We start from the raw sequence: 19,219 nt of genomic DNA, 5'->3' as shown, positions 1-19,219 counted from the left end.
GCCAGCACGCTTCGTGGACTGACTTGTCGCCGACTGTTTGACCACAGCGAGCGCAGCGAGCGGCGGGAGTTTCGGCGACGGGCCTTGAAAGCAGACGGCGCAGGGAAGTCGACGCGCCCCCGGCGCGGCGACCGCTCCATCCGGCGCGCCCCGGCCTCCCCACACGCGCCTTCGCTCGCGCCGACGCCACACCCGGATTGGCATCCGGGCTACGGGAGAACATTGAGCTTGACCCCGGGCACGGCGGTGACCCGCGCTTCGCTCCTGACGCTGCCGATGATGCCGTTGGCGAAGAAGCTGTTCTGCGTGTCGGGCTCCAGCGCCGCGATCACCAGGTTGGCCAGCGGCTGGCTCAGCGGCACGTAGTAGCTGCCCACCGGCACGTCCAGCAGCGTCTGCGTCAGTTGCACCTGGGCACGCACCACCGCACCGCCATCGGCGATGGTGCCGCGCACGTCCTGCCGCACACCGCTCTCGCGGCCGGTCTCGGCATAGGTCTCGCCCTGCATCACGCCCATGCCGCTCACCTGCTCCACCCGCACCCCCAGCGTGCGCAGCCGCATCACCGCATCGGTCTGGTCGGCCGCCAGCCAGTAGCCGCAGGCGCGCGGCCGCGTCTTCAGCGGCTGCAGCTCGAGCGCCGAATCCCAGTTGACGACCAGCGCCTTGTCGGCGCCGCTGGCCGGATCGATCATCTGCAGCGTGTATTCGCTCGGCGTCGGGCCGGCCTCGACCACCGCCTCGCCCTGGCAGGCCTTCGAGGCCACGTCGGCATCGACGTACTGGCGCAGCTTGACCAGGTCGCCCGCGTGCTCGGCCGCGCTGCGCAGGAAGCTGCCGATCGCCACCACGTGCGTCTGCACGCGCCGCTTCAGGTGCAGCCGCCCGATGCCGACGCCGCGCGTCTCGATCAGGATGCTGACCGCGTTCTTCAGCCCGTTGACGTTGCGCCCGGTGTCCGGCTGCGTGCCGCCCATCGAGATCTTCTTGTCGTTCACGTCGACCGAGGTCGTGTAGTACCACTCCGAGCTGATGCCCTGCTGCTTCAGGCTCGCGAGCATCGGCTGGCGGAACCACTCCTCCGACGCCTTGGTGATGAACTCCGGCAGGTTGGCCGTGGTCGCGTACTGCACCAGCGCGTCGAAGCGCTGCACCGCGTTGAACTTCTCGAGGAAGCGGCCTACCACGGTGTACTCGTGCGCATCCACCACGACCACCGGCTGGAAGTCGCGCACCAGCCGCGCCTGGGCCTGCGCCTCCGGGGTCTTCAGCAGCAGGTGGTCGCGGTTCGCATCGATGCCGCTCGCGGTGACGCGGCGCCCGGCCTGCGCGCCGTCGGGGTTGGCGCGCGGCAGCACGATCACGTTGATGCGGTCGAGCAGTTCCTCCAGGCTGCCGGCGGACAGCTCGCGCGCCAGCACGACCAGTGCCTCGCTGCCGGCCGGCTCGTCGCCGTGCTGCTGGCCGACCAGCAGCACCGTCGGACGCCCGCTGCGCAGCACCGCCGCCGGCGACATGTCGGGGTTGCGCGTGAACAGCACCGCCTCCAGCGGCACGCCCGACTGCGAGCTGCCCAGCGACAGCAGCGTCGCATTGCGCCCGCCGTGCACGATCTCGCGCAGCACCGCCTGCAGCTCGGCATTGCTGGTGAAGCCGGCATGGCCAGGCTGGAAGGCCGGGGTGCGGAAGTCGACCGCCGGTTCGGGGAAGCGGGCCGCCACGGCGGCGTTGTAGGGCGCCCCCGGGGCCGGCAACTCGGCAGCCGGTGCGGAAGCCGCAGCGGCCGGCCTGGCCGGGATGCGCGCCAGCGGCGGCGTGCCGGTCTCCGGCGGCACCCAGGGGGGCATCGGCGAGCTGCAGCCGATCAGCGCGGCAGCGGCCAGCAGCGCAAGGCCGACCGGAAGGCGCGGCAGCGGGGGCAGGAAAGACATGCAGGTCTCCGTGGGACGCAAGGGCGGCGGTGACTATACGGCGTCGCGGCCGCTTCGCGCCCGGGCCGGCACCGCTCGCGACCCGCGGCGGCGTTTCGTCGCAGCCGGCTGGGCGCCTGCCGCGCCACCCGCCACAGTGCGTCCATCGCCACCCCGCCACCATCCCGGAGCCCGCCATGTTCATCGCCATCCTCCAGCACGCGCCGACCTGGGCCTGGGCCCTGCTCGCCGGCCTGGTCGCCATCGGCATCCTGCAGATGGCGCCGCGCCAGCTGACGCTGCAGCGCGCCACGCTGCTGCCGCTGGCGCTGGCCGCGCTGTCGCTGGCCGGCCTGGGCGCCACCTTCGGTTGGAGCGGCGCGGTGCTCTTCGGCTGGGCCGCCGGCGTTGCGAAGACGCTGCTGACGGTGCGCTTCGCCGGCGGCTGGCGCGGCATCGAATGGTCGGCGGCCACGCGGCGCGTGCGGGTTCCCGGCAGCTGGGTGCCACTGGCGCTGCTGGTCGGCCTGTTCGCCGTCAAGTTCGCAGTCGGTGCGACGCTGGCGCTGCACCCCGAGTTTTCCGCCCGCCACGGCTTCGCCAGCGTGGTCGCGCTCGTCTACGGCGCCTTCAGCGGGCTGTTCCTGAGCCGCGGCCTCGCGATGTGGCGCGCCTCCCGCACCCCGGTCCCGGCCTGAGTCCGCCCGAAACCAGATCCCGCACAATCCCGCGATGCCGACACCGATCGACGACAACAACGCCATCCGGCCGCTCGATTTCCTGAGACACGGCCTGATCGTGGCCGGCTTCAACACCTTCATCGGCATCGTGCTCGCGCTGAACCGCCCCGGCCCGTGGCATGTGCAAATGGTCTACGCGCAGGCCATCGGGCTGAGCATCTGGACACTGATGGATTTCAGCCGCCTGGTGGTGCGCATCAACCCCGAGACCGGCTGGCCCGAAGGCTGGCGGCGCTGGGCGCTGCAGGGCGGCGCCATCTTCTTCGGCTACCTGCTGGGCAACACCCTGGGCGACCTGGCCTACGACCGGCCGCTGCTCGACATGTGGCGCTCGTCGCCGCGCTCGATGCTGAGCTACCTGCTGATGTGCATCGCGGTCAGCGCCGGCATCTCGTTCTTCTTCTACGCCCGCGGCAAGGACCAGATGCGGCTGCGCCAGCTCGCGGCCGCGCAGCGCGATTCGGCCGAGAACCAGCTGAAGCTGCTGGAGTCGCAGCTCGAGCCGCACATGCTGTTCAACACGCTGGCCAACCTGCGCGTGCTGATCGGGCTCGACCCGCCGCGCGCGCAGCTGATGCTGGACCAGCTGATCGCCTTCCTGCGCGCCACGCTGTCGGCGTCGCGCGCCACGCTGCACCCGCTGTCGGCCGAGTTCGCCCGGGTGCGCGACTACCTCGAGCTGATGAAGATCCGCATGGGCGAACGCCTGCAGCCCGAGTTCGACCTGCCGGCCGAGCTGGCGGAGCGGCCGGTGCCGCCGCTGTTGCTGCAGCCGCTGATCGAGAACGCCATCAAGCACGGGCTGGAGCCGCACGTGCAGGGCGGGCGGCTGCGGGTGTCGGCGCGGCGCGAAGGCGACCAGCTGGTGCTGCGGGTGCGCGACACCGGTGCCGGCCTGTCCGACGGTGCGGCCGACGACACGCCCGACGGTACCCATTTCGGTCTGAGCCAGGTGCAGCGGCGGCTGGCCACGCTGTATGGCGACACGGCCGCGTTCCACCTGGGCGCGGCACCCGATGGCGAAGGCGGCACGCTGGCCACCGTCCGCCTGCCCTGGAGCCCGAACGCATGAATGCCACCGCGCTGATCGCCGAAGACGAGCCGCTGCTCGCCGCCAACCTGAAGGCCGAGCTGCAGTCGGCATGGCCCGGGCTGCAGGTCGTCGCCAGCGCCACGCACGGCGAGGCCGCGGTGCAGCAGGCGCTGACGCTGCGCCCGCAGGTGCTGTTCCTGGACATCCGCATGCCCGGCTTGACCGGCCTGGAGGCGGCCCAGGCCATCGTCGAGGAGTGGCCGGACGATGGCTCGCCGCTGCCGGTGGTGGTGTTCGTGACGGCGTACGACGAGTACGCGCTGCAGGCCTTCGACCACGCCGCGATCGACTACGTGCTGAAGCCGGTGCAGCCGGCCCGGCTGGCGCAGACCTGCGAGCGGGTGCAGGCGGCCCTCGGTCAACGCACGCCGGCGAACGGCGATGCGGCAATCGATTCGGCGCTCAGCCAGTTGCGCCAGCTGCTCGGCAGCGGCGTGTCAGCGGCACCGGCCGCACCGCAGCTCACGGTGATCCAGGCGGCGGTGGGCCCGGCGATCCACATGGTGCCGGTGGCCGAGGTGCTGTACTTCGAGGCGGCCGACAAGTACGTGCGCGTCGTCACCGCGCAGCGCGAGTACCTGGTGCGCATCTCGCTGCGCGAGCTGCTGCCGCAACTGGACATGCAACGCTTCTGGCAGATCCACCGCGGCACCGTGGTGCGCTCGGACGCGATCGCCACCGCGTTGCGCGACGAGGCCGGCAAGATCACGCTGACCCTGCGCGGCCACGCCGACAAGCTGGGCGTGAGCCGCCTCTACGCCCACATCTTCAAGCCGATGTGATCAGCGGCGGTGGCCGCCGTGGGGACCATCGTCGCGGCCATGGCCGTGGTCACCCCAGTGATCGCCACGCCCGTCCCAGCCGCCGCGGTACGTCACGTGCCCCGGGCCATAGTGCGGCACCACCACCGGGTACGGACGATAGACCGGGTAGGGACGGTAGATGGGCCGCGGGCGGTAGACCACCACCGGTGCCGGCTGCACGTAGACCGGTGCCGGTGCGTAGTAATAAGCCGGTTCGACATAGGCCGGCTCGGCATAGACGGGTCCGGTCGACACCACGGTGCTGACCGGCGGCAGGTTGATGCCCACCGACCAGTGCACGTTGGCAGCCTGTGCGCCCACGGTGAACGAGGCACCGGCGACGGCCAGTGCGGCAACGAACAGGGTCTTGCGATTCAACATCGTGTGCTCCTTCGGGTCGGACGCCACCGCGATGGCGGCGTCATGCCCCCTACAACGTCACAACGTATGCCTTGGAAGACCGCATTCCGTGTCGTTTGGTAAGCCGCAGGTTTCTGGAACGTTAAGTTGGCGCCTCACTGGCGGGCGCGTTGCATCGCCAGTTCGAGCAGCGAACGCAGGTCGCCCAGTTCGGTCAGCACCTCGAACGAGAAGCCGGCGCGGCCGGGGCGATCGCTCAGCAGCAGCTCATCGAAGTAGGCCGGCAGGCGGGCCGGCTGGTCCCACAGCGCGGCCAGCCGGTTGACGACGTGCGGATGGCGCTGCGCGGTGGACATCGGCTGGTAGCGCGGCGGCAGCGAGGCCAGCCACTCCTCGGCGATGCCGCTGAGCCCGCCGAACTGCGGCGCCCGCTTGGGCGGCGGCGGCCGGTGCTGCAGCCCGTTCGGCCCGTCCATCAGCGCCGACGGGGCGGTGGGCATCCAGCCGGTCTGGCTGGGCAGGAAGTCGAACGCGGAGTGGGTCGAGCGCGGCGGGCTTTTCATGGTGCATCGATTGTTCGCCCCGGGTTCCGGCACGAAAAGCCCTTCCACTCCCTCTGCCCGCGGGGGTTGGATACATCCAGATACAGGTGCCGTGAAAAATTCACGCCCAAAAACCGGGCACTACAATGAATCCGTTCCAAAACCCTTGAATTTCCAGCGCATTTCATGAGCGAAGCCCACAGCAAAGCCTCCCCCGGCGAGCCCGCCGCGTCCGATGTCCGGCCGACCAACTTCCTGCGGCAGATCATCGAGCGCGACCTGGCCCAGGGCAGCTATGCGGGCCGGCATTTCGCGGGTTCGCCCGGCGATGCAGCGCACCAGGCCGGCGGCCCGCTCGACGCGGCGCGCATCCGCACCCGCTTCCCGCCCGAACCGAACGGCTACCTGCACGTCGGCCATGCCAAGAGCATCTGCCTGAACTTCGGGCTCGCGCGCGACTTCGGCGGCGTCTGTCACCTGCGCTTCGACGACACCAACCCCGAGAAGGAAGAGCAGGAGTACGTCGACGCCATCATCGACCTGGTGAAGTGGCTGGGCTTCGACTGGCGCAGCGAGGTCAACGGCGCGCCGGTCGACCACCTCTACTACGCGAGCAACTATTTCGACTTCATGTACCGCGCGGCCGAGGCGCTGATCGGCGCCGGCCATGCCTATGTCGACGAGCAGAGCGCCGAACAGATGAAGGCCGCGCGCGGCGACTTCAACACGCCCGGCACCGACAGCCCGTTCCGCGGCCGCACGCCGGCCGAGAACCTGGCGCGCTTTCGCGAGATGCGCGACGGCAAGCTGCCGGACGGCGCCGCGGTGCTGCGCGCGAAGATCGACATGGCCTCGCCCAACATCAACCTGCGCGACCCGGCGCTCTACCGCATCAAGCGCGCGACGCACCACAACACCGGCGACACCTGGTGCATCTACCCGATGTACACCTACGCGCACCCGATCGAGGACGCGCTGGAGCAGATCACCCACAGCATCTGCACGCTCGAGTTCGAGGACCAGCGCCCGTTCTACGACTGGCTGCTCGACACGCTGTGCACGCTCGGGCTGCTGGCGCGCCCGCGCCCGCACCAGCACGAATTCGCGCGGCTGAACCTGACCTACGTGATCACCAGCAAGCGCAAGCTGAAGCAGCTGGTCGACGAAGGCCACGTCGACGGCTGGGACGACCCGCGCATGCCGACGCTGGCCGGGTTGCGCCGGCGCGGCTACACGCCGCAGGCGATCCAGCTGTTCTGCGATCGCATCGGCGTCACGCGCGACTACAGCTGGATCGACTACGCCACGCTCGAAGGCGCGCTGCGCGAAGACCTGGAAGCCAAGGCGCCGCGCGCGATGACGGTGATCGACCCGGTGAAGCTGAAGCTCGTCAACTGGGCCGAGGTGTTCGGCAGCGCCGCGCACATCGAGCCCTGCCACGCGCCGGCGCACCCGCACCAGCCCGAACTGGGGCAGCGCGAGTTCGGCCTCGGCCCCGAGCTGTGGATCGAGCGCGACGATTTCGCCGAAACGCCGCCGAAGGGCTTCTTCCGGCTCTTCCCCGGCAACAAGGTGCGGCTGAAGTACGGCGTGGTGGTCGAGTGCACCGGCAGCGAGAAGGATGCAGATGGCAACCTGGTGGTGCTGGCCAGGGTGATCCCCGACACCAAGAGCGGCACGCCGGGCGCCGATGCGGTGAAGGTCAAGGGCACCATCACCTGGGTCGGCGTGCACGACGGCGTGGCCGCCGAGCTGCGCCTGTACGACCGCCTGTTCACCGAGGCCCAGCCGGATGCCGGTGGCCGCGACTACCTGACGGTGCTGAACCCGCACAGCAAGAAGGTGTCGACCGGCTACGTCGAGCCGTCACTGGCGAAGGCGCAGGCGGACGACAAGTTCCAGTTCGAGCGGCATGGGTATTTCGTCGCGGACCGGATCTCGCATGCCGCCGGCAAGCCTGTCTTCAACCGCATCACGAGCCTCAAGGACAGCTGGGGGAAATGACGGCCCCGCGGTCGATGGAATACATCGACCGATCCCCCGGGGGGATGCGGGCCGGCTTGGGGCGGCCCGGCGCTCGGCCCGCCGCGCTCACTCCACCACCTTGATTTTCTGCCCGACCGCGGGGTCTGAACCGCCACCGTAGACGCCGTTGATCAGCTTCAGCTGCGCCTCGGCCTGCGGCAGCGGCGACTGCTTCGCGAGTTCGGCGAAGCCCCCGCGCGGGAAGCTGGCCGTCTTCAAGGTCCACGGCTTGGCGGCGTTCCGATCGGTCGCCGTCAGCGCACGGAACGACGTCTCCGCCTCCTTCAACCCCGCCGCGTTGCGCTGCAGCGCCGCCGCGTCCTTCGAAGCCTGCAACAGCACGAAGCGGTTGTTCTGCGGCCCGTCCACCACCGTCGCGACGACGGCGCGCGCCTGGCCCTGCTTCGTCGTCGCGGTGCCGGTGAAGCGGCTCGCCTTCAGCCCGTTCAGCTCGAGCCTGTCGAACTTGCCCTGCGTCGGCTTGAAGACGTTGCGCACGATCTCTTCGTGGGTGCTGCCCGCCTTGGCCGGCGCCAGCATCACCACCAGCCCGGCATCGCCCGCGGCGTTCACCAGCGTGATGTCCTCGGCCGAGTTCTGCACCTTCCAGCCCTCGGGCGCCTTCAGCGCGATGCCCAGCGGCTCGTGGTAGAAGCTGCGCCCGCGCGTCACGCCCTGCGCGCGGCTCTCGCCGAACGGCAGGCCGGCGACGGCCTGCAGGTAGCGGTCCCGCCCCTCGTCGACGTAGTTCGCGTCCTTCGCGTAGCCGTCGGCGATCGCGGTGATGTCGCGCAGGCGCTGGTCGTTGCTCGGGTGCGAGGCCAGCCAGTCGTTGCCGCCGGACGCGTTGCGGCCTTCGGCCTTGGCCGTGTCGGCGGCGAACTGTTCCTGGCGCTTGAGCACCTGGATCACCTCGACCATGTTCTTCGGGTTGTAGCGGTTGCGCACCAGGTATTCGGCCCCCAGCTGGTCGGCCTGCGACTCCTGGTCGCGGCTGTACGACGCGATGTAGCCGGCGGCCACGCTCTGCGACACCTGGTTCGCCACGTCGCCGACCCCCAGCACCGCGCCGAGCACCGTGGCGGCCAGCACGCCGATGCCGGCGGTCTGCTGGCGCGTCGCGCGCTGCGCCCCATGGCGTGCGGTGACGTGGCCGATCTCGTGGCCCATCACGCCGGCCAGGTCGGCCTCGCTCTCCATGTAGGCCATGATGCCGCGCGTCACGTAGACATAGCCGCCGGGCAGCGCGAAGGCATTCACCTCGGGGCTGTCGAGCACGGTGAAGGTCCATTGCAGCTGCGCCCGGTGCGACTGCTTCGCCAGGCGCTGGCCCAGGTCGTTGACGTAGGCCTGCACCTGCGGGTTGTCGAGCGCGGTGTACTCCTTCATCACCGCCTCGTGCGCCTTGCGGCCCTCGGCGATCTCGGTGTGTTCGTCCATCACCGATCGCTCGCTGCGGCCGGTGACCGGGTTGACGACGCTGGCACAGGCACCCAGCAGGGACGTGGCAAGCAGCAGGGGGAGCAGCAGGCGGCGCATCGAAGACCTTTCCGGGAACGGCCCGCATGGTAGCCGGCCGCGGCACCGCCTTGCACCCGCCGCCGCGGCGGCGTAACGTTGCGCATCGAGCCTCACCGGGAGAATCACATGGTCCACCTGCATTTGCGATCGGTCGCCCTGGCGGCCGCGCTGTCCGCCACGTGCGTCGCGACGGCCCTTGCCAGCGGCACCGCCGACGTCAGCTTCACCCAGCCCGAGCGCTATGCAGACGCCGGCGACACGCCAGCCGAACGCGACGCCAACCTGCAGGTGCTGGCCGTCGAGCTGCAATCGCTGGCCGCCCGGCTGCTGCCGGCAGACCAGGCCCTGAAGATCGAGGTGCTGGACGTCGACCTCGCCGGACGCCTGCGACCGACGCAGCGCGGCAACCTGCGCATCCAGCGCAACGACAACGACCCGGCGCGCATCACGCTGCGCTACACGCTGTCGGCCAACGGCCAGGTGCTGCGCACGTCGGATGCGGCACTCACCAGCCTCGGCAAGCGCAAGCCGTCCGGCGCCTTCCCGCAGCAGCAACCGCTGGCCGAAGAGAAGTCGCTGCTGGACGCCTGGTTCAAGAAGGAATTCGGCGCGGCATCGAGCTGAACCACGGCGGGCTGAACCGCGGCCGGTCGAACCGCGCTGCTGCGGCTACAGCGGCGGCTGCGTCGTCGGCCAGTCGTCATGGCGGTCGGATTGGCTGTCTCCGGCCACCACGGTGTTGCCCATGCCGAGCAGTTCGCGTGCCTGCTGCAGGCTGATCAGCTCGTCGCGCGTCATGCGTGCATGGCTGCGGTGACGCTCGATCTCCCAGACGATGCCGATCAGCTCACGCTGCGTCTGGGCCGAACGGACCCGGGTCAGCGTGAGTGCGGCGAACAGCGGGGCATCGATGCGCATGGTGTCGAGCAGCAGCTCGCGCACCTGGACGATCAGGTCCTGCTCGCTCGACGGGCGGGCCATCGGCGTCGCCACCGGCGGCAGCGGCACCTGCTGGCGCCCGCGCCCGCGGCCCAGCGCCCGGCCCAGCATGGTCGTCATCACGACCGGGGCCGAGGCGGCGGCACGGCCGGCCTGGCGCGGCGACGCCTTCTTCAGGGCCTTGGGGGCTGCGACGGCGACGGCCGGCGTCCCGGCGGGAATCGTGTCGACCCAGGGCGTGGCGTCCACCAGCTGCACCGACGCTGCCGGCGCTTCGACGGCACGCCGGCGCGCCGGCACTGGAACTGCCTCCAACGCGATCGGCTCGTCGATCGGCGAATGCAGCCACGGCGTGGCCGCCACCTGCGGCGGCAGCAACGAGGTGGACGACACGCGCGAACTGTCGACCGGCGCGGCCACGGCATGCTCGTCGAGCGCCAGCGGCACGATGGAGGCGACCGGGACCAGGGGCTCCGGCACGTCCAGGGCGACACTGGTCAGCCGGAGTGCATCGAGCGCGCCCGAGCCGCTGTCGACCGCCTCTTCGGCAGCTTCGTCCACCTCCGCCGGCATCTCGACCAGGCCGAGCCGGACCAGGTCCTCGAAGTGCACCGTCTGCGCGCCCGCCTGGTGCGCCAGGCTCAGCACCTCGGCCAGCGTGCGCCGTCCATCGACCAGGAACAGCACCGTGCGGTGCCGCTGACCCAGGCGCTGCGTGCGGTTGCGCAGCTCATCCTGGCCGAGCGGGGTCTTGGTGGGAACGGAGGGCACGGGCATCTGCATCAGGGTGGGAACGCGATTGTGGCGCGAGAACCGGTAACCGTCAGTGGTCACTCCGCCCGCATTCACAGACGGGCGACCGGCGCGCTCGAACGGCACCCGCCCCTCTGTCTTCGGCCCGGCCGGCCCGGGCTGTAGGGATGAAGAGCGCTGGTCACACTCCGTTTCAATCGCCTCAGAACCGGCTGCGTGCCTTGCGCTTGTCCAGCTCGAGCAGCTGGGCCTTGATCAGCGACAGCAGCACGCGCGCGTTTGCCTCGGTCATGCTGATGACGCTGGACGGCTCGCCTTCGTCGCGCGCCGTGACGGTCTGCACGAGTGCGTCGATCTGGGCATGGACCAGGCCGTGCTGGTCGTGGCGCATGGATTTCACGCGCTGGATCTCGATGTTGTAGGTCTTCACGAAGCTCTCCGCAGGCCCGCTCGCCGGGCCGAAACCGGCAGCGTAACGCAGGCGGCCGGGGATGAAGTTGCAGAAATTGTGCAGATGATCCCCGCGCTCTCTGCACAAATGCTCTCTAACTTCCGGCGATGCACAGCCGGAGCCATCACATGCAGAAGACACCCGCATCGCCCCTTCCCAAGTTCCTGCGTTCATTGGCCCAGGCGTGGCCGCTGCTGGCGCTCGCGGCGTGCGGCGGCAACGGGTCGTCGTCGGCGACCAGCGAGACGGCCCCTGGCGCGCCGACGCTGAACTCGGCAACCGCCGGCGACGGCCAGGCAACGCTCGCGTTCACGGCTTCGACCAGCGGCGGGGCGGCTTCGAGCTACACCGGCAAGTGCTCGACATCCGCCGTCACCGGCACCAGCAGTCCCATCACGATCACCGGATTGACCAATGGCACCACGTACTCGTGCACGGTGACGGCCACCAACTCAGCGGGGTCGGCGACGTCGACAGCCAAGGATGTGGTTCCGGTGGCATCGTCATCGGGAGGGTCCTCCGGAGGGTCCACGACATCGCTGGATACCACCAAGCTGCCGCTCGGCGACGCGGCGACCGACTATCGGATGACCAAGACGACACCCAAGGCGGGCTACCTCTATCTCTGCAAGATCAACAGCGGCACCCAGGCCGGCAGCAAGGGTCCCTGGTTCAACGCAGACCAAACCACTTGGGATCTGACCAAGAAGCTCTACCTCGCCGCCACGGAAACATGGAGTTCCACCTTCTCCGTCAGCTGGCCGAGCATCAGCGGAAACGGTTTGCCCGGTCACAACACGGGAGATTTCCCCACCGATGACGCCAGCCTGAGCCAATACGACCCCAACCCCAACCGTGTGCTGTCGAAGACCATCGCATGGGGCCTGCCGAGCACCCCGACCTACCACGACACACCGACCTGCGTCGGCTACGGCGCCATCGGGGTCTTCCTGACCGGTGCGCGACTCTTTGCAGCAACAGATGCCATCGCGCGAGACGCTCGCGCCTGGGAAATCACCGATGCCTGCGGCGGACATCCGTCGGCTGATGCCTACCACTACCACAGCCTGCCTGCTTGCGGCCTCACCGCCGACGTGGCAGGACAGCACTCCGCCCTGGTGGGCTATGCGAGCGACGGATTCGGCATCTACGGCAATCTCGGAGAAAGCGGCAAGGCACTGCGCAGTTCCGACCTCGACGAATGCCACGGCCACATCCACGCCGGAGCCTCGTCATCGGAGTACCACTACCACACGACCGAGGACTTCCCCTACACCGTCGGCTGCTTCCGCGGCACGGCGGCCAGCACGAACTGACCGGCGCCGGGCGGACCATGCGCCGATTGTCGAAGCTCGCGGTCGCGGCAGGCGCTTGTGCCTTGGCCGCGATCACGTGGTCGCTGTGGATCGACTGGCAGCGCCCGGCTTCCGTGTTCGACCATGACACGCTGCCGTTCTACGCGGCAGCCGACCTGCGCCCGCGCTGGGACCGCATCTCGTCGGTCATGCGCATCGGCGGCTTCCAGCTGATCGACCAGCGTCAGCGAGCTGTCGACCGGCAGCTCCTCGACCGCGGCCCCACCGTCGTCAACCTGTTCTTCGCCGGCTGCGTCTCGGTGTGCCCGGTGTCGATGGACCTGCTGCGCACGCTGCATGCGAGCTTCGGTGACACGCCACCGCAGTTCGTCTCGCTGACCGTGTCACCGCTGACCGACGACGTGCCCGCGCTCGCCGCTTATGCCGACCGCTTCGGCCTGCCGAAGGACTGGCTGTTGCTGACCGGCGAGCCCAAACAGGTGGAAGACTGGGCCCGGCGCAGCCTCCATTCGGACATCAGCAAACCCGGTGCCGACGGCTTGCCGCCGCACACCGAACGCGCCTTCCTGATCGACCGCTGGCACCGCATCCGCGGCATCTACGACGCGCGCTCGCCGCACGAGATGGTGCGCTTGCGCCACGACGTCACGGCCTTGCGGCTCGAAGAGTCCGGCGCTCCCGCGCCGTTCGCCGCCCCTCACCGGACCGCGTCACGCTGATCCAACTGCTCCGACTCATCTGGCGCGTCTGCCTCGGTGCCCGCCGACACCGTGGTGATGCGATAGCCCTTGCCCCGAATGGCAACGATCCTCACCGTGTCCGCACCCGCCTCGCGCAAGCGCTGCCTCAACCGCGACACATGCGCATCGACGACGCGCGTGCCACCGATGCGCCCGGCCTTGGTGACCGGGATCACGGCTTCGATGTCGGCCCGGCTCACCGGCTGCGGAGCCCGGTCCAGCAGCAGCTTCAGCGTGTACAGCGACGATATGCCGAGCGCGAATGGAACCCCGCGCACCGTGCAGGTGAGGCTGCCGGTATCGACGATGAGATCGCTGTCGCCTGCCGTCTCTTCGGCTTTCGCGCTCCGGTCTCGCTGATGGCGCAGCCCCGCATGCTTGATGAGAACCGCCAGCGCCTCGTCATTGGCCGACCCGTCCCAGACATGGTCGAACCCCAGTTCGAGGGCCAGCAGGTGGACCAGGCCGCCGAACTCGGGGCCGTAGAGCGCCACCGTGGCAACACCGGCCTCGCGCAGGGATTGCAGCACGGCACCGAGCGGCACGTCGAGCCCGCTCGCCGCCACCACCGCCAGCTGCGCAGCCCCGGGTTGGGGCACGCGAACCACCACGTCGGCCAATGCCGCCGCAATGCAGGGCCGCCCGAGCTTTGCGCACACCTTGCGCAAGCGCGCGTGGGTGCGATCGTCCCGCGCAACCACGAAGACCGGTCCGTCCGGACCGGCCTTCGGTCGATGGGTGGGGCCGGTCAGCGTGGCACCGGTCACGCGTTGCCGCGCAGGCGATTGAACTTCATCGACGGTATGGGTCATGGCAGGTCGACGGGAGTTGCAGGTTCATGCGCCACAGCCACGGACATCCGGCGACCCGCAAGGCAGCGGTGCTGCGGCGGCATGCGGATGGGCCCGCATCGGTTGCCCGCCGGCCTCGTCGGTGCAGCAGGTGAAGCCGCTGTGACGGAAGGTGCTGCGCGTCATGGTTGCAATTTGTTGCGAGTTGGTGGGGTCGAATCATGGCGGTAACAGAATGCGAACGCCACCCAGAAGTGCGCGTTTGGGGTGCTTGAAATGTCAACGATTGCGAACCCGCGTTGCCAAGCCGCCCTCGCAGGAACGAGCATGCGCGTGAGTGAGTTTTGGACCCTGTCATCACGCCCCACAGCTGCCGACATCACCGGCAACGCAGACCCGCTGTCCACCGCTTTCTCCGCGTCGTTCCTGCAACCCCACAACCGGCCACCCCGCTGATGCGCTTTCGAATGGTCCACCAACTGGCGATGCTGCTGATGGCAGTGGTCAGCCTGTCCGTGCTCTTCGTGGCGGGCGGCGTGCTGCTGAGCTTGCGCGACGGCTTCGGCGACTACCTCCAGCACCGCGAGGCCCAGCGCCGGGAGCGCTTCGCCCACTACTTCGACGCGCGCGCCGGCAGCGCGGACCCGGCGGCCGCACCGGCCGATGACGCTGCGAGCGCGCACGAGCTGGTGCGTGGCCTTGCGCAACTCGAGCTGGCGTCCGCCGCCAGCGGACAGGATGCCGATTTCCTGCAGCGCCAATACCGCGGCATCGCGATCGCGGCGCTGGTCTCGCTCGGCATGTCGATGGGGCTCGCCGTCTGGCTGGCTCGGCGCTGGACCCGGCCGCTCGGCGTGCTGCAGGGTGTCACGCGCGACCTCGCCGCCGGCCGTTTCGATCCCACCGAACCGGCCCCCGAAGGCCCGCGGGAAATCGCCCAGCTGTCGGACGACCTCTCGTCGATGGCCGACTCGCTGCGCAAGCTCGAACTGGCGCGCCGCAAGTGGATGGCGCAGATCTCGCACGAACTGCGCACGCCGCTGTCGGTGCTGCAGGGCGAGATCGAGTCGGTGGAAGACGGCGCGCGCGAGCCCAGCCGCGCGCTGGTCGTGAACCTGGGCGAGGAGGTCCGCCACATGGTCCGCATCGTCGACGACCTGCACCTGCTTGCCGTCGCCGACCTGGGCAGCCTGCCCTGCCATCCGATCGAACTCGATCCGCTGGACACGCTGGACTACATCGTCGAGCGGCTGATCCGCCATCCGTCGCTCGACGGCTTGCGGGTCGAAGTGAGCGTGCCCGAGCGCCGGGCGCTGAAGGCGTTCTGGGATCCGGTGCGCATCGAGCAGGTGCTGCGCAACCTGCTGGGCAACAGCGCCCGCTACACCACGCGCCCGGGCCGGCTGCGGCTGTCGTGGGACGTGGACGACGATGGACGCCACCTGTGGCTGGGCGTCGAGGATTCCGCCCCCGCTGTCGACGCGAGCGACCTGCCGCACGTCTTCGAACCGCTGTTCCGCGTCGACCGCTCGCGCCAGCGGTCCGGCCCCGACGAGGGCCAGGTCCCCGGCGGCAGCGGCCTCGGCCTGGCCATCGTGCGCGCGATCCTGCTGGCGCACGGCGGCAACGTCAGCGCCGGCCCGTCCCCGCTGGGCGGACTGGCCATCCGGCTGGCCCTGCCGGTCATCGCTGCGCAAGAAGGAACAGCCGCGTGAACAGCTCGATGGAGTCGACCCCGATCCTCATCGCCGAGGACGACCTGAAGATCGCCGACATGCTCGGCAACTACCTGCGCGCCCAGGGATGGCACACGCACGTGGTCCACAACGGCGTGGCAGCGGTGAACGAGGTGCGCCTGCAGCGCGCCTCGATCGTGCTGCTCGACCTGATGCTGCCCGGCCTGGACGGCCTGGAGGTGTGCCGCTCCATCCGCGAGTTCTCGTCGGTGCCGATCATCATGCTGACGGCGCGCATCGACGAAGTCGACCGGCTGCTCGGCCTCGAGTCCGGCGCCGACGACTACGTCTGCAAGCCCTTCAGCCCGCGCGAGGTGGCGGCGCGGGTGAAAGCGCAGTGGCGGCGCGTCACCGGGCAGTTCCGCACCATGTCGCACGGCGGCTTCGACGTCAACGAAGCCGCCCAGCGCATCCTGTGGCAAGGCCGCGCGCTCGACCTGACCACCTCCGAATACCGCATCCTTCGCGCGCTGCTGATGCGCGCCGGCGCCATCCTGTCGCGTGCGCAGCTGCTCGATGCCGTGCGCCAGGAATTCCGCGACACCGCCGACCGCACCGTCGACAGCCACATCCGCAACCTGCGGCGCAAGCTCGAGAACGTGCGGCCGCAAGGTTCGGGCATCACCGCCGTCTACGGCGTGGGTTACCGCTTCGATCCCTGAGAAGTCAACCCCGTTTGTCCTCGCACAAGCCCTCGCACAACGGCAGGAAATTCAGCTATGTTCACACCCACGGGAGCACCGCATGGTCGGCAACTTGGGGAGGAATCCCGATGAGAGTAGCCATCGTTGACGACGATCCTTCGCAGGTCGACCTGATCTCGCACGCCGTCTCCAGCCTGGGCCACGATTGCCAGGGCTTCGAGCGCGGCCAGGCGCTGATCCGCCAGATGCGGCGCGACACCTTCGACTTCCTGATCCTCGACTGGCACCTGCCCGACATGAGCGGGCCGGAGATCGTGGCCTGGGTGCGCGGCAAGGTGGCGCACCGCATCCCGATCCTGTTCGTCACGAACCGCAACCAGGAACGCGACCTGGTCGAGGCCTTGTCGAACGGCGTCGACGACTACCTGACGAAGCCGGTGCGCATCGGCGAGTTGACGGCCCGCGTGTCCGCGCTGATGCGCCGCACCTACCCGGCCGCCACCGCCGAGGTCGAAAGCTTCGGGCGCTACACCTTCGACATCCGCAAGCGCGAGCTCTCGGCCGACGGGAAGCCCATCGAGCTGAAGCAGAAGGAGTACGAGCTCGCGCATTTCCTGTTCAGCAACGTCGGCCGGCTGCTGTCGCGGCAGCACCTGCTCGACAAGGTCTGGGGCGTGAACCCGGAGATCTGGTCGCGCAGCCTCGACACGCACATCTCGAGCCTGCGCAACAAGCTGGGCCTGCGGCCGTCGTCCGGGTTCCGGCTGAGCGCGGTGTACGGCGTCGGCTACAGGCTCGAAGCGCTCGACGACGCCGGCCATGCCAAGCTCGCCGTACCGACCGAGGGGCCGGACGTCGAAGCGAACGAACGGCGTGGGGCCTAGGGCCGGGCCCCGAGCGGCAACACCAGGCTGACCGCCAGCCCCTGCGTCGCGGTGCGACGCTGGCGCAACACGCCACCATGCCGGCGCGCAACGAGGATCGCGAACGCCAGCGCGTAGTCGCCGTCGGCCGGCAGCATCGGAACACCCGCTTCCGCATCGAGCGCCGCGCCCGCGGCCGACGGGCTGGCCGCCGGGTTCGCGCCGTGATCGGTGACCTCGAAGACCAGGCCGTCCGGGCCGGCGGCGACGCTGCAGTCCACGATCGCGCCGCCCGGGCTGCGTGCCAGGGCATGGCGCAGGATGTTGCGCATCGCGCATTGCAGCATCTCGGGGTCGCCATCGACCCGCGGTCCGGACCGCGCGGCCGGCCCGCGACGGATCGCGATCCTGCGTTCGCGGGCACGGCTCCACACATCGTCGACGGCCTCGTCGGCGACGTCGTCCAGGTCGAGCGATTGCAGTTGCAGCACGCGGTCATGCATGCGCACGAACCGAACGAAATCGTCCGCCAACGACAGCGATGCCAGCGCGTTGGTCTCGACCTGCGACAGCAGCTCGTCCTCGGTCAGCGTCGACTGGCGCAGCCGCCACAGCTCGATCAGCGTCAGCGTGGCGGATTGCGGCGCGCGCAGGTCGTGGTTGAGCAGGCTGAGGGCGGCGTCGCGCTGCTGCCGCGAAAGGTGTTCCTGCGTGCACTCGGACAGCGAGAGGCTCCAGCCGCCGTCGTCGGGGTTCGGCACCGCTCGCACCAGCAGCCGGCGCAGTGCGGTGTCCTGCGCCTCGCACTCGATCGCCTTGCGGGGCGGGCCCCCTGCAGGCCAGAGCACGGCGTGATCGGGCAGGCAGGCCCAGCCGTCGAACAGCGACGCGATCTCGCGGCCTTGCAGCGCCGGCTCGCCGTCGACGCCGAAGCAGGCGGCGGCAGCCGGGTTGGCGCGCACGACGCGGCCGAAGGCATTGACGCCGAGCAGCGGCTGCTGGCAGTTGTCGATCAAGTTGTCCGCCGGCGTGCGACGGTGGCGACCGTCGCCCAGCAGCGCAAGCATGCTGCGGATCCGCTGCAGCAGCCCGGCCCGCGGCGCATTGCCGGTGTGCCCCAGCCGGGCCTCGCCGCCTGCTGCCATCTCCGACCGTGACGACGCGCCTGTCATGCGTCGATTGTGGGTGGAGCCGCTCGCCATTGGCAAGCCGCGTGCGGGCCGTCGCGGGCCACCCGGCCCGCTGAATCAACAACAAATGTCAACTCGATGGAACGCGCCGCCGCTCGATCGCAATAGTTCACGCGGCCGTGCAACAGCCGCTTCGTGCAGCGGCCGAAATGCCCTCATGACGCCTGCCTTGCCCCCGCCCTCCGCTCCGTTCCGCTCGCTGGTCGTGCGCACGATCGGCATGGTCGCCCTGGTGAGCCTGGGCTGTGCCGGGCTCACCCTCGCCGTGCAGGCCTGGCAGGCCAGCGGCGCGGTCGAGGCGGCCGAGTCCGCCACCACGCGCGACATCACCGAGACCCGCCTGCCACGGCTGGGCCACGCGGTGCGCCGGCAGGACGGCACCACGGTGCAGCAGGAGCTCGACCTGATCACGCGCTATCCGCGCGTCGCGGCCGTCCGCCTGGACATCGCCGGCGGTGCCGCCTACGCCGCCGGGACGCCGAGCGACCTGCCCGGCATGCCGCACGCGCTGGCGAGCCGCAAGGCGCTGAAGGGCATCGAGCTGGCGGTCGCCGATCCGCGCGACGGTCACCCGCCGATCGCTCGGCTGAGCATCGATTTCGATCGCAGCGACCTGTCCGGCGAGCTGCGCGCGAGCCTGCTGCGCAGCGCGGCCTCGGTGCTGCCGGCGGCGCTGCTGCTCGCGTTGCTGCTGTCGTGGCACCTGCATCGCGAGGTGGCGCGCCGGCTGCGCCAGGTGGCGCAACACGCGGCCGGGTTGTGCCCGGACGGCCCGGGGCCGGCCGCGCTGCCGCCGCGGCCC

General features: G+C 70.0%; 19 protein-coding genes. 11 read left to right on the top strand and 8 right to left on the bottom strand.

Going from position 1 to position 19,219, the window contains the following annotated elements:
* Window positions 1-209: 209 nt before the first annotated feature.
* Window positions 210-1,931: a M14 family metallopeptidase gene (locus AC1DYN_RS13040; protein ID WP_477960090.1), complete on the bottom strand. Its 1,722-nt coding sequence runs from the start codon at window positions 1,929-1,931 to the stop codon at window positions 210-212.
* Window positions 1,932-2,107: 176 nt separating this feature from the next.
* Between AC1DYN_RS13040 and AC1DYN_RS13035 the strand changes: the two genes are divergently transcribed.
* Genes AC1DYN_RS13035 through AC1DYN_RS13025 form a run of 3 tightly spaced genes read left to right on the top strand, consistent with a single transcriptional unit; the run spans window position 2,108 to window position 4,525 of the window.
* Window positions 2,108-2,608: a DUF6622 family protein gene (locus tag AC1DYN_RS13035; protein ID WP_477960088.1), complete on the top strand. Its 501-nt coding sequence runs from the start codon at window positions 2,108-2,110 to the stop codon at window positions 2,606-2,608.
* Window positions 2,609-2,642: 34 nt separating this feature from the next.
* Window positions 2,643-3,722, top strand: a complete 1,080-nt coding sequence (locus AC1DYN_RS13030) for a sensor histidine kinase (protein ID WP_477960086.1) — start codon at window positions 2,643-2,645, stop codon at window positions 3,720-3,722.
* On the top strand, window positions 3,719-4,525 hold the full coding sequence (locus AC1DYN_RS13025) for a LytR/AlgR family response regulator transcription factor (RefSeq protein WP_477960084.1): 807 nt from the start codon (window positions 3,719-3,721) through the stop codon (window positions 4,523-4,525). The genes AC1DYN_RS13030 and AC1DYN_RS13025 overlap by 4 nt, the downstream gene beginning before the upstream one ends.
* Here the strand turns inward: AC1DYN_RS13025 and AC1DYN_RS13020 are convergent, their stop codons facing one another.
* Both AC1DYN_RS13020 and AC1DYN_RS13015 read right to left on the bottom strand, forming a co-directional pair.
* Window positions 4,526-4,927: a hypothetical protein gene (locus AC1DYN_RS13020; protein WP_477960082.1), complete on the bottom strand. Its 402-nt coding sequence runs from the start codon at window positions 4,925-4,927 to the stop codon at window positions 4,526-4,528.
* Between the two features lie 134 nt (window positions 4,928-5,061).
* A complete protein-coding gene (locus tag AC1DYN_RS13015; protein ID WP_477960080.1) occupies window positions 5,062-5,469 on the bottom strand; it encodes a hypothetical protein in 408 nt (135 codons plus the stop codon).
* A 165-nt stretch (window positions 5,470-5,634) separates the two neighbouring features.
* Here AC1DYN_RS13015 and AC1DYN_RS13010 point away from each other — a divergent pair, with 165 nt between their 5' ends.
* Window positions 5,635-7,452: a glutamine--tRNA ligase/YqeY domain fusion protein gene (locus AC1DYN_RS13010; protein WP_477960078.1), complete on the top strand. Its 1,818-nt coding sequence runs from the start codon at window positions 5,635-5,637 to the stop codon at window positions 7,450-7,452.
* An 87-nt stretch (window positions 7,453-7,539) separates the two neighbouring features.
* Here AC1DYN_RS13010 and AC1DYN_RS13005 read toward each other — a convergent pair whose 3' ends face one another.
* Window positions 7,540-9,012: a M48 family metalloprotease gene (locus AC1DYN_RS13005; RefSeq protein ID WP_477960076.1), complete on the bottom strand. Its 1,473-nt coding sequence runs from the start codon at window positions 9,010-9,012 to the stop codon at window positions 7,540-7,542.
* A 108-nt stretch (window positions 9,013-9,120) separates the two neighbouring features.
* Between AC1DYN_RS13005 and AC1DYN_RS13000 the strand changes: the two genes are divergently transcribed.
* Window positions 9,121-9,618, top strand: a complete 498-nt coding sequence (locus AC1DYN_RS13000) for a DUF3016 domain-containing protein (RefSeq protein ID WP_477960074.1) — start codon at window positions 9,121-9,123, stop codon at window positions 9,616-9,618.
* 45 nt (window positions 9,619-9,663) lie between these two features.
* On the opposite strand, the gene AC1DYN_RS12995 is transcribed toward AC1DYN_RS13000, so the two are convergent.
* On the bottom strand, window positions 9,664-10,704 hold the full coding sequence (locus AC1DYN_RS12995; RefSeq protein ID WP_477960072.1) for a hypothetical protein: 1,041 nt from the start codon (window positions 10,702-10,704) through the stop codon (window positions 9,664-9,666).
* 184 nt (window positions 10,705-10,888) lie between these two features.
* Window positions 10,889-11,116 carry a hypothetical protein gene (locus AC1DYN_RS12990; protein ID WP_477960070.1) on the bottom strand — a complete coding sequence of 76 codons (228 nt, stop codon included), beginning with the start codon at window positions 11,114-11,116 and terminating at the stop codon, window positions 10,889-10,891.
* Between the two features lie 149 nt (window positions 11,117-11,265).
* On the opposite strand from AC1DYN_RS12990, the gene AC1DYN_RS12985 reads away from it, so the two are divergent.
* Window positions 11,266-12,453 carry a YHYH protein gene (locus AC1DYN_RS12985; RefSeq protein WP_477960068.1) on the top strand — a complete coding sequence of 396 codons (1,188 nt, stop codon included), beginning with the start codon at window positions 11,266-11,268 and terminating at the stop codon, window positions 12,451-12,453.
* Window positions 12,454-12,470: 17 nt separating this feature from the next.
* Window positions 12,471-13,172, top strand: coding sequence for an SCO family protein (locus AC1DYN_RS12980; protein ID WP_477960066.1), 702 nt, complete (start codon window positions 12,471-12,473; stop codon window positions 13,170-13,172).
* Here AC1DYN_RS12980 and AC1DYN_RS12975 read toward each other — a convergent pair.
* A complete protein-coding gene (locus AC1DYN_RS12975) occupies window positions 13,151-14,005 on the bottom strand; it encodes a winged helix-turn-helix domain-containing protein (RefSeq protein WP_477960063.1) in 855 nt (284 codons plus the stop codon). The two genes, AC1DYN_RS12980 and AC1DYN_RS12975, sit on opposite strands and share 22 nt — an antisense overlap.
* Before the next feature lie 446 nt (window positions 14,006-14,451).
* On the opposite strand from AC1DYN_RS12975, the gene AC1DYN_RS12970 reads away from it, so the two are divergent.
* The 3 genes from AC1DYN_RS12970 to AC1DYN_RS12960 all read left to right on the top strand — a co-directional run bounded on the left by AC1DYN_RS12970 (window position 14,452) and on the right by AC1DYN_RS12960 (window position 17,248).
* Window positions 14,452-15,699, top strand: coding sequence for an ATP-binding protein (locus AC1DYN_RS12970; protein WP_477960061.1), 1,248 nt, complete (start codon window positions 14,452-14,454; stop codon window positions 15,697-15,699).
* Window positions 15,696-16,382, top strand: a complete 687-nt coding sequence (locus tag AC1DYN_RS12965) for a response regulator (protein ID WP_477960059.1) — start codon at window positions 15,696-15,698, stop codon at window positions 16,380-16,382. Before AC1DYN_RS12970 ends, AC1DYN_RS12965 begins: the two co-directional genes overlap by 4 nt.
* A gap of 110 nt (window positions 16,383-16,492) precedes the next feature.
* Window positions 16,493-17,248 carry a response regulator transcription factor gene (locus tag AC1DYN_RS12960; protein ID WP_477960057.1) on the top strand — a complete coding sequence of 252 codons (756 nt, stop codon included), beginning with the start codon at window positions 16,493-16,495 and terminating at the stop codon, window positions 17,246-17,248.
* On the opposite strand, the gene AC1DYN_RS12955 is transcribed toward AC1DYN_RS12960, so the two are convergent.
* Window positions 17,245-18,399 carry a histidine kinase gene (locus tag AC1DYN_RS12955; RefSeq protein ID WP_477960055.1) on the bottom strand — a complete coding sequence of 385 codons (1,155 nt, stop codon included), beginning with the start codon at window positions 18,397-18,399 and terminating at the stop codon, window positions 17,245-17,247. The two genes, AC1DYN_RS12960 and AC1DYN_RS12955, sit on opposite strands and share 4 nt — an antisense overlap.
* A 175-nt stretch (window positions 18,400-18,574) precedes the next feature.
* Here AC1DYN_RS12955 and AC1DYN_RS12950 point away from each other — a divergent pair.
* Window positions 18,575-19,219 (top strand): hypothetical protein (locus tag AC1DYN_RS12950; protein WP_477960053.1); only part of this gene is annotated, 645 nt, incomplete at its 3' end.

Source organism: Rhizobacter sp. P2_D12 (genome assembly GCF_056404395.1).
Note: the sequence above shows the minus strand (reverse complement) of the source record. Positions and strands in the feature narration are given on the sequence as shown.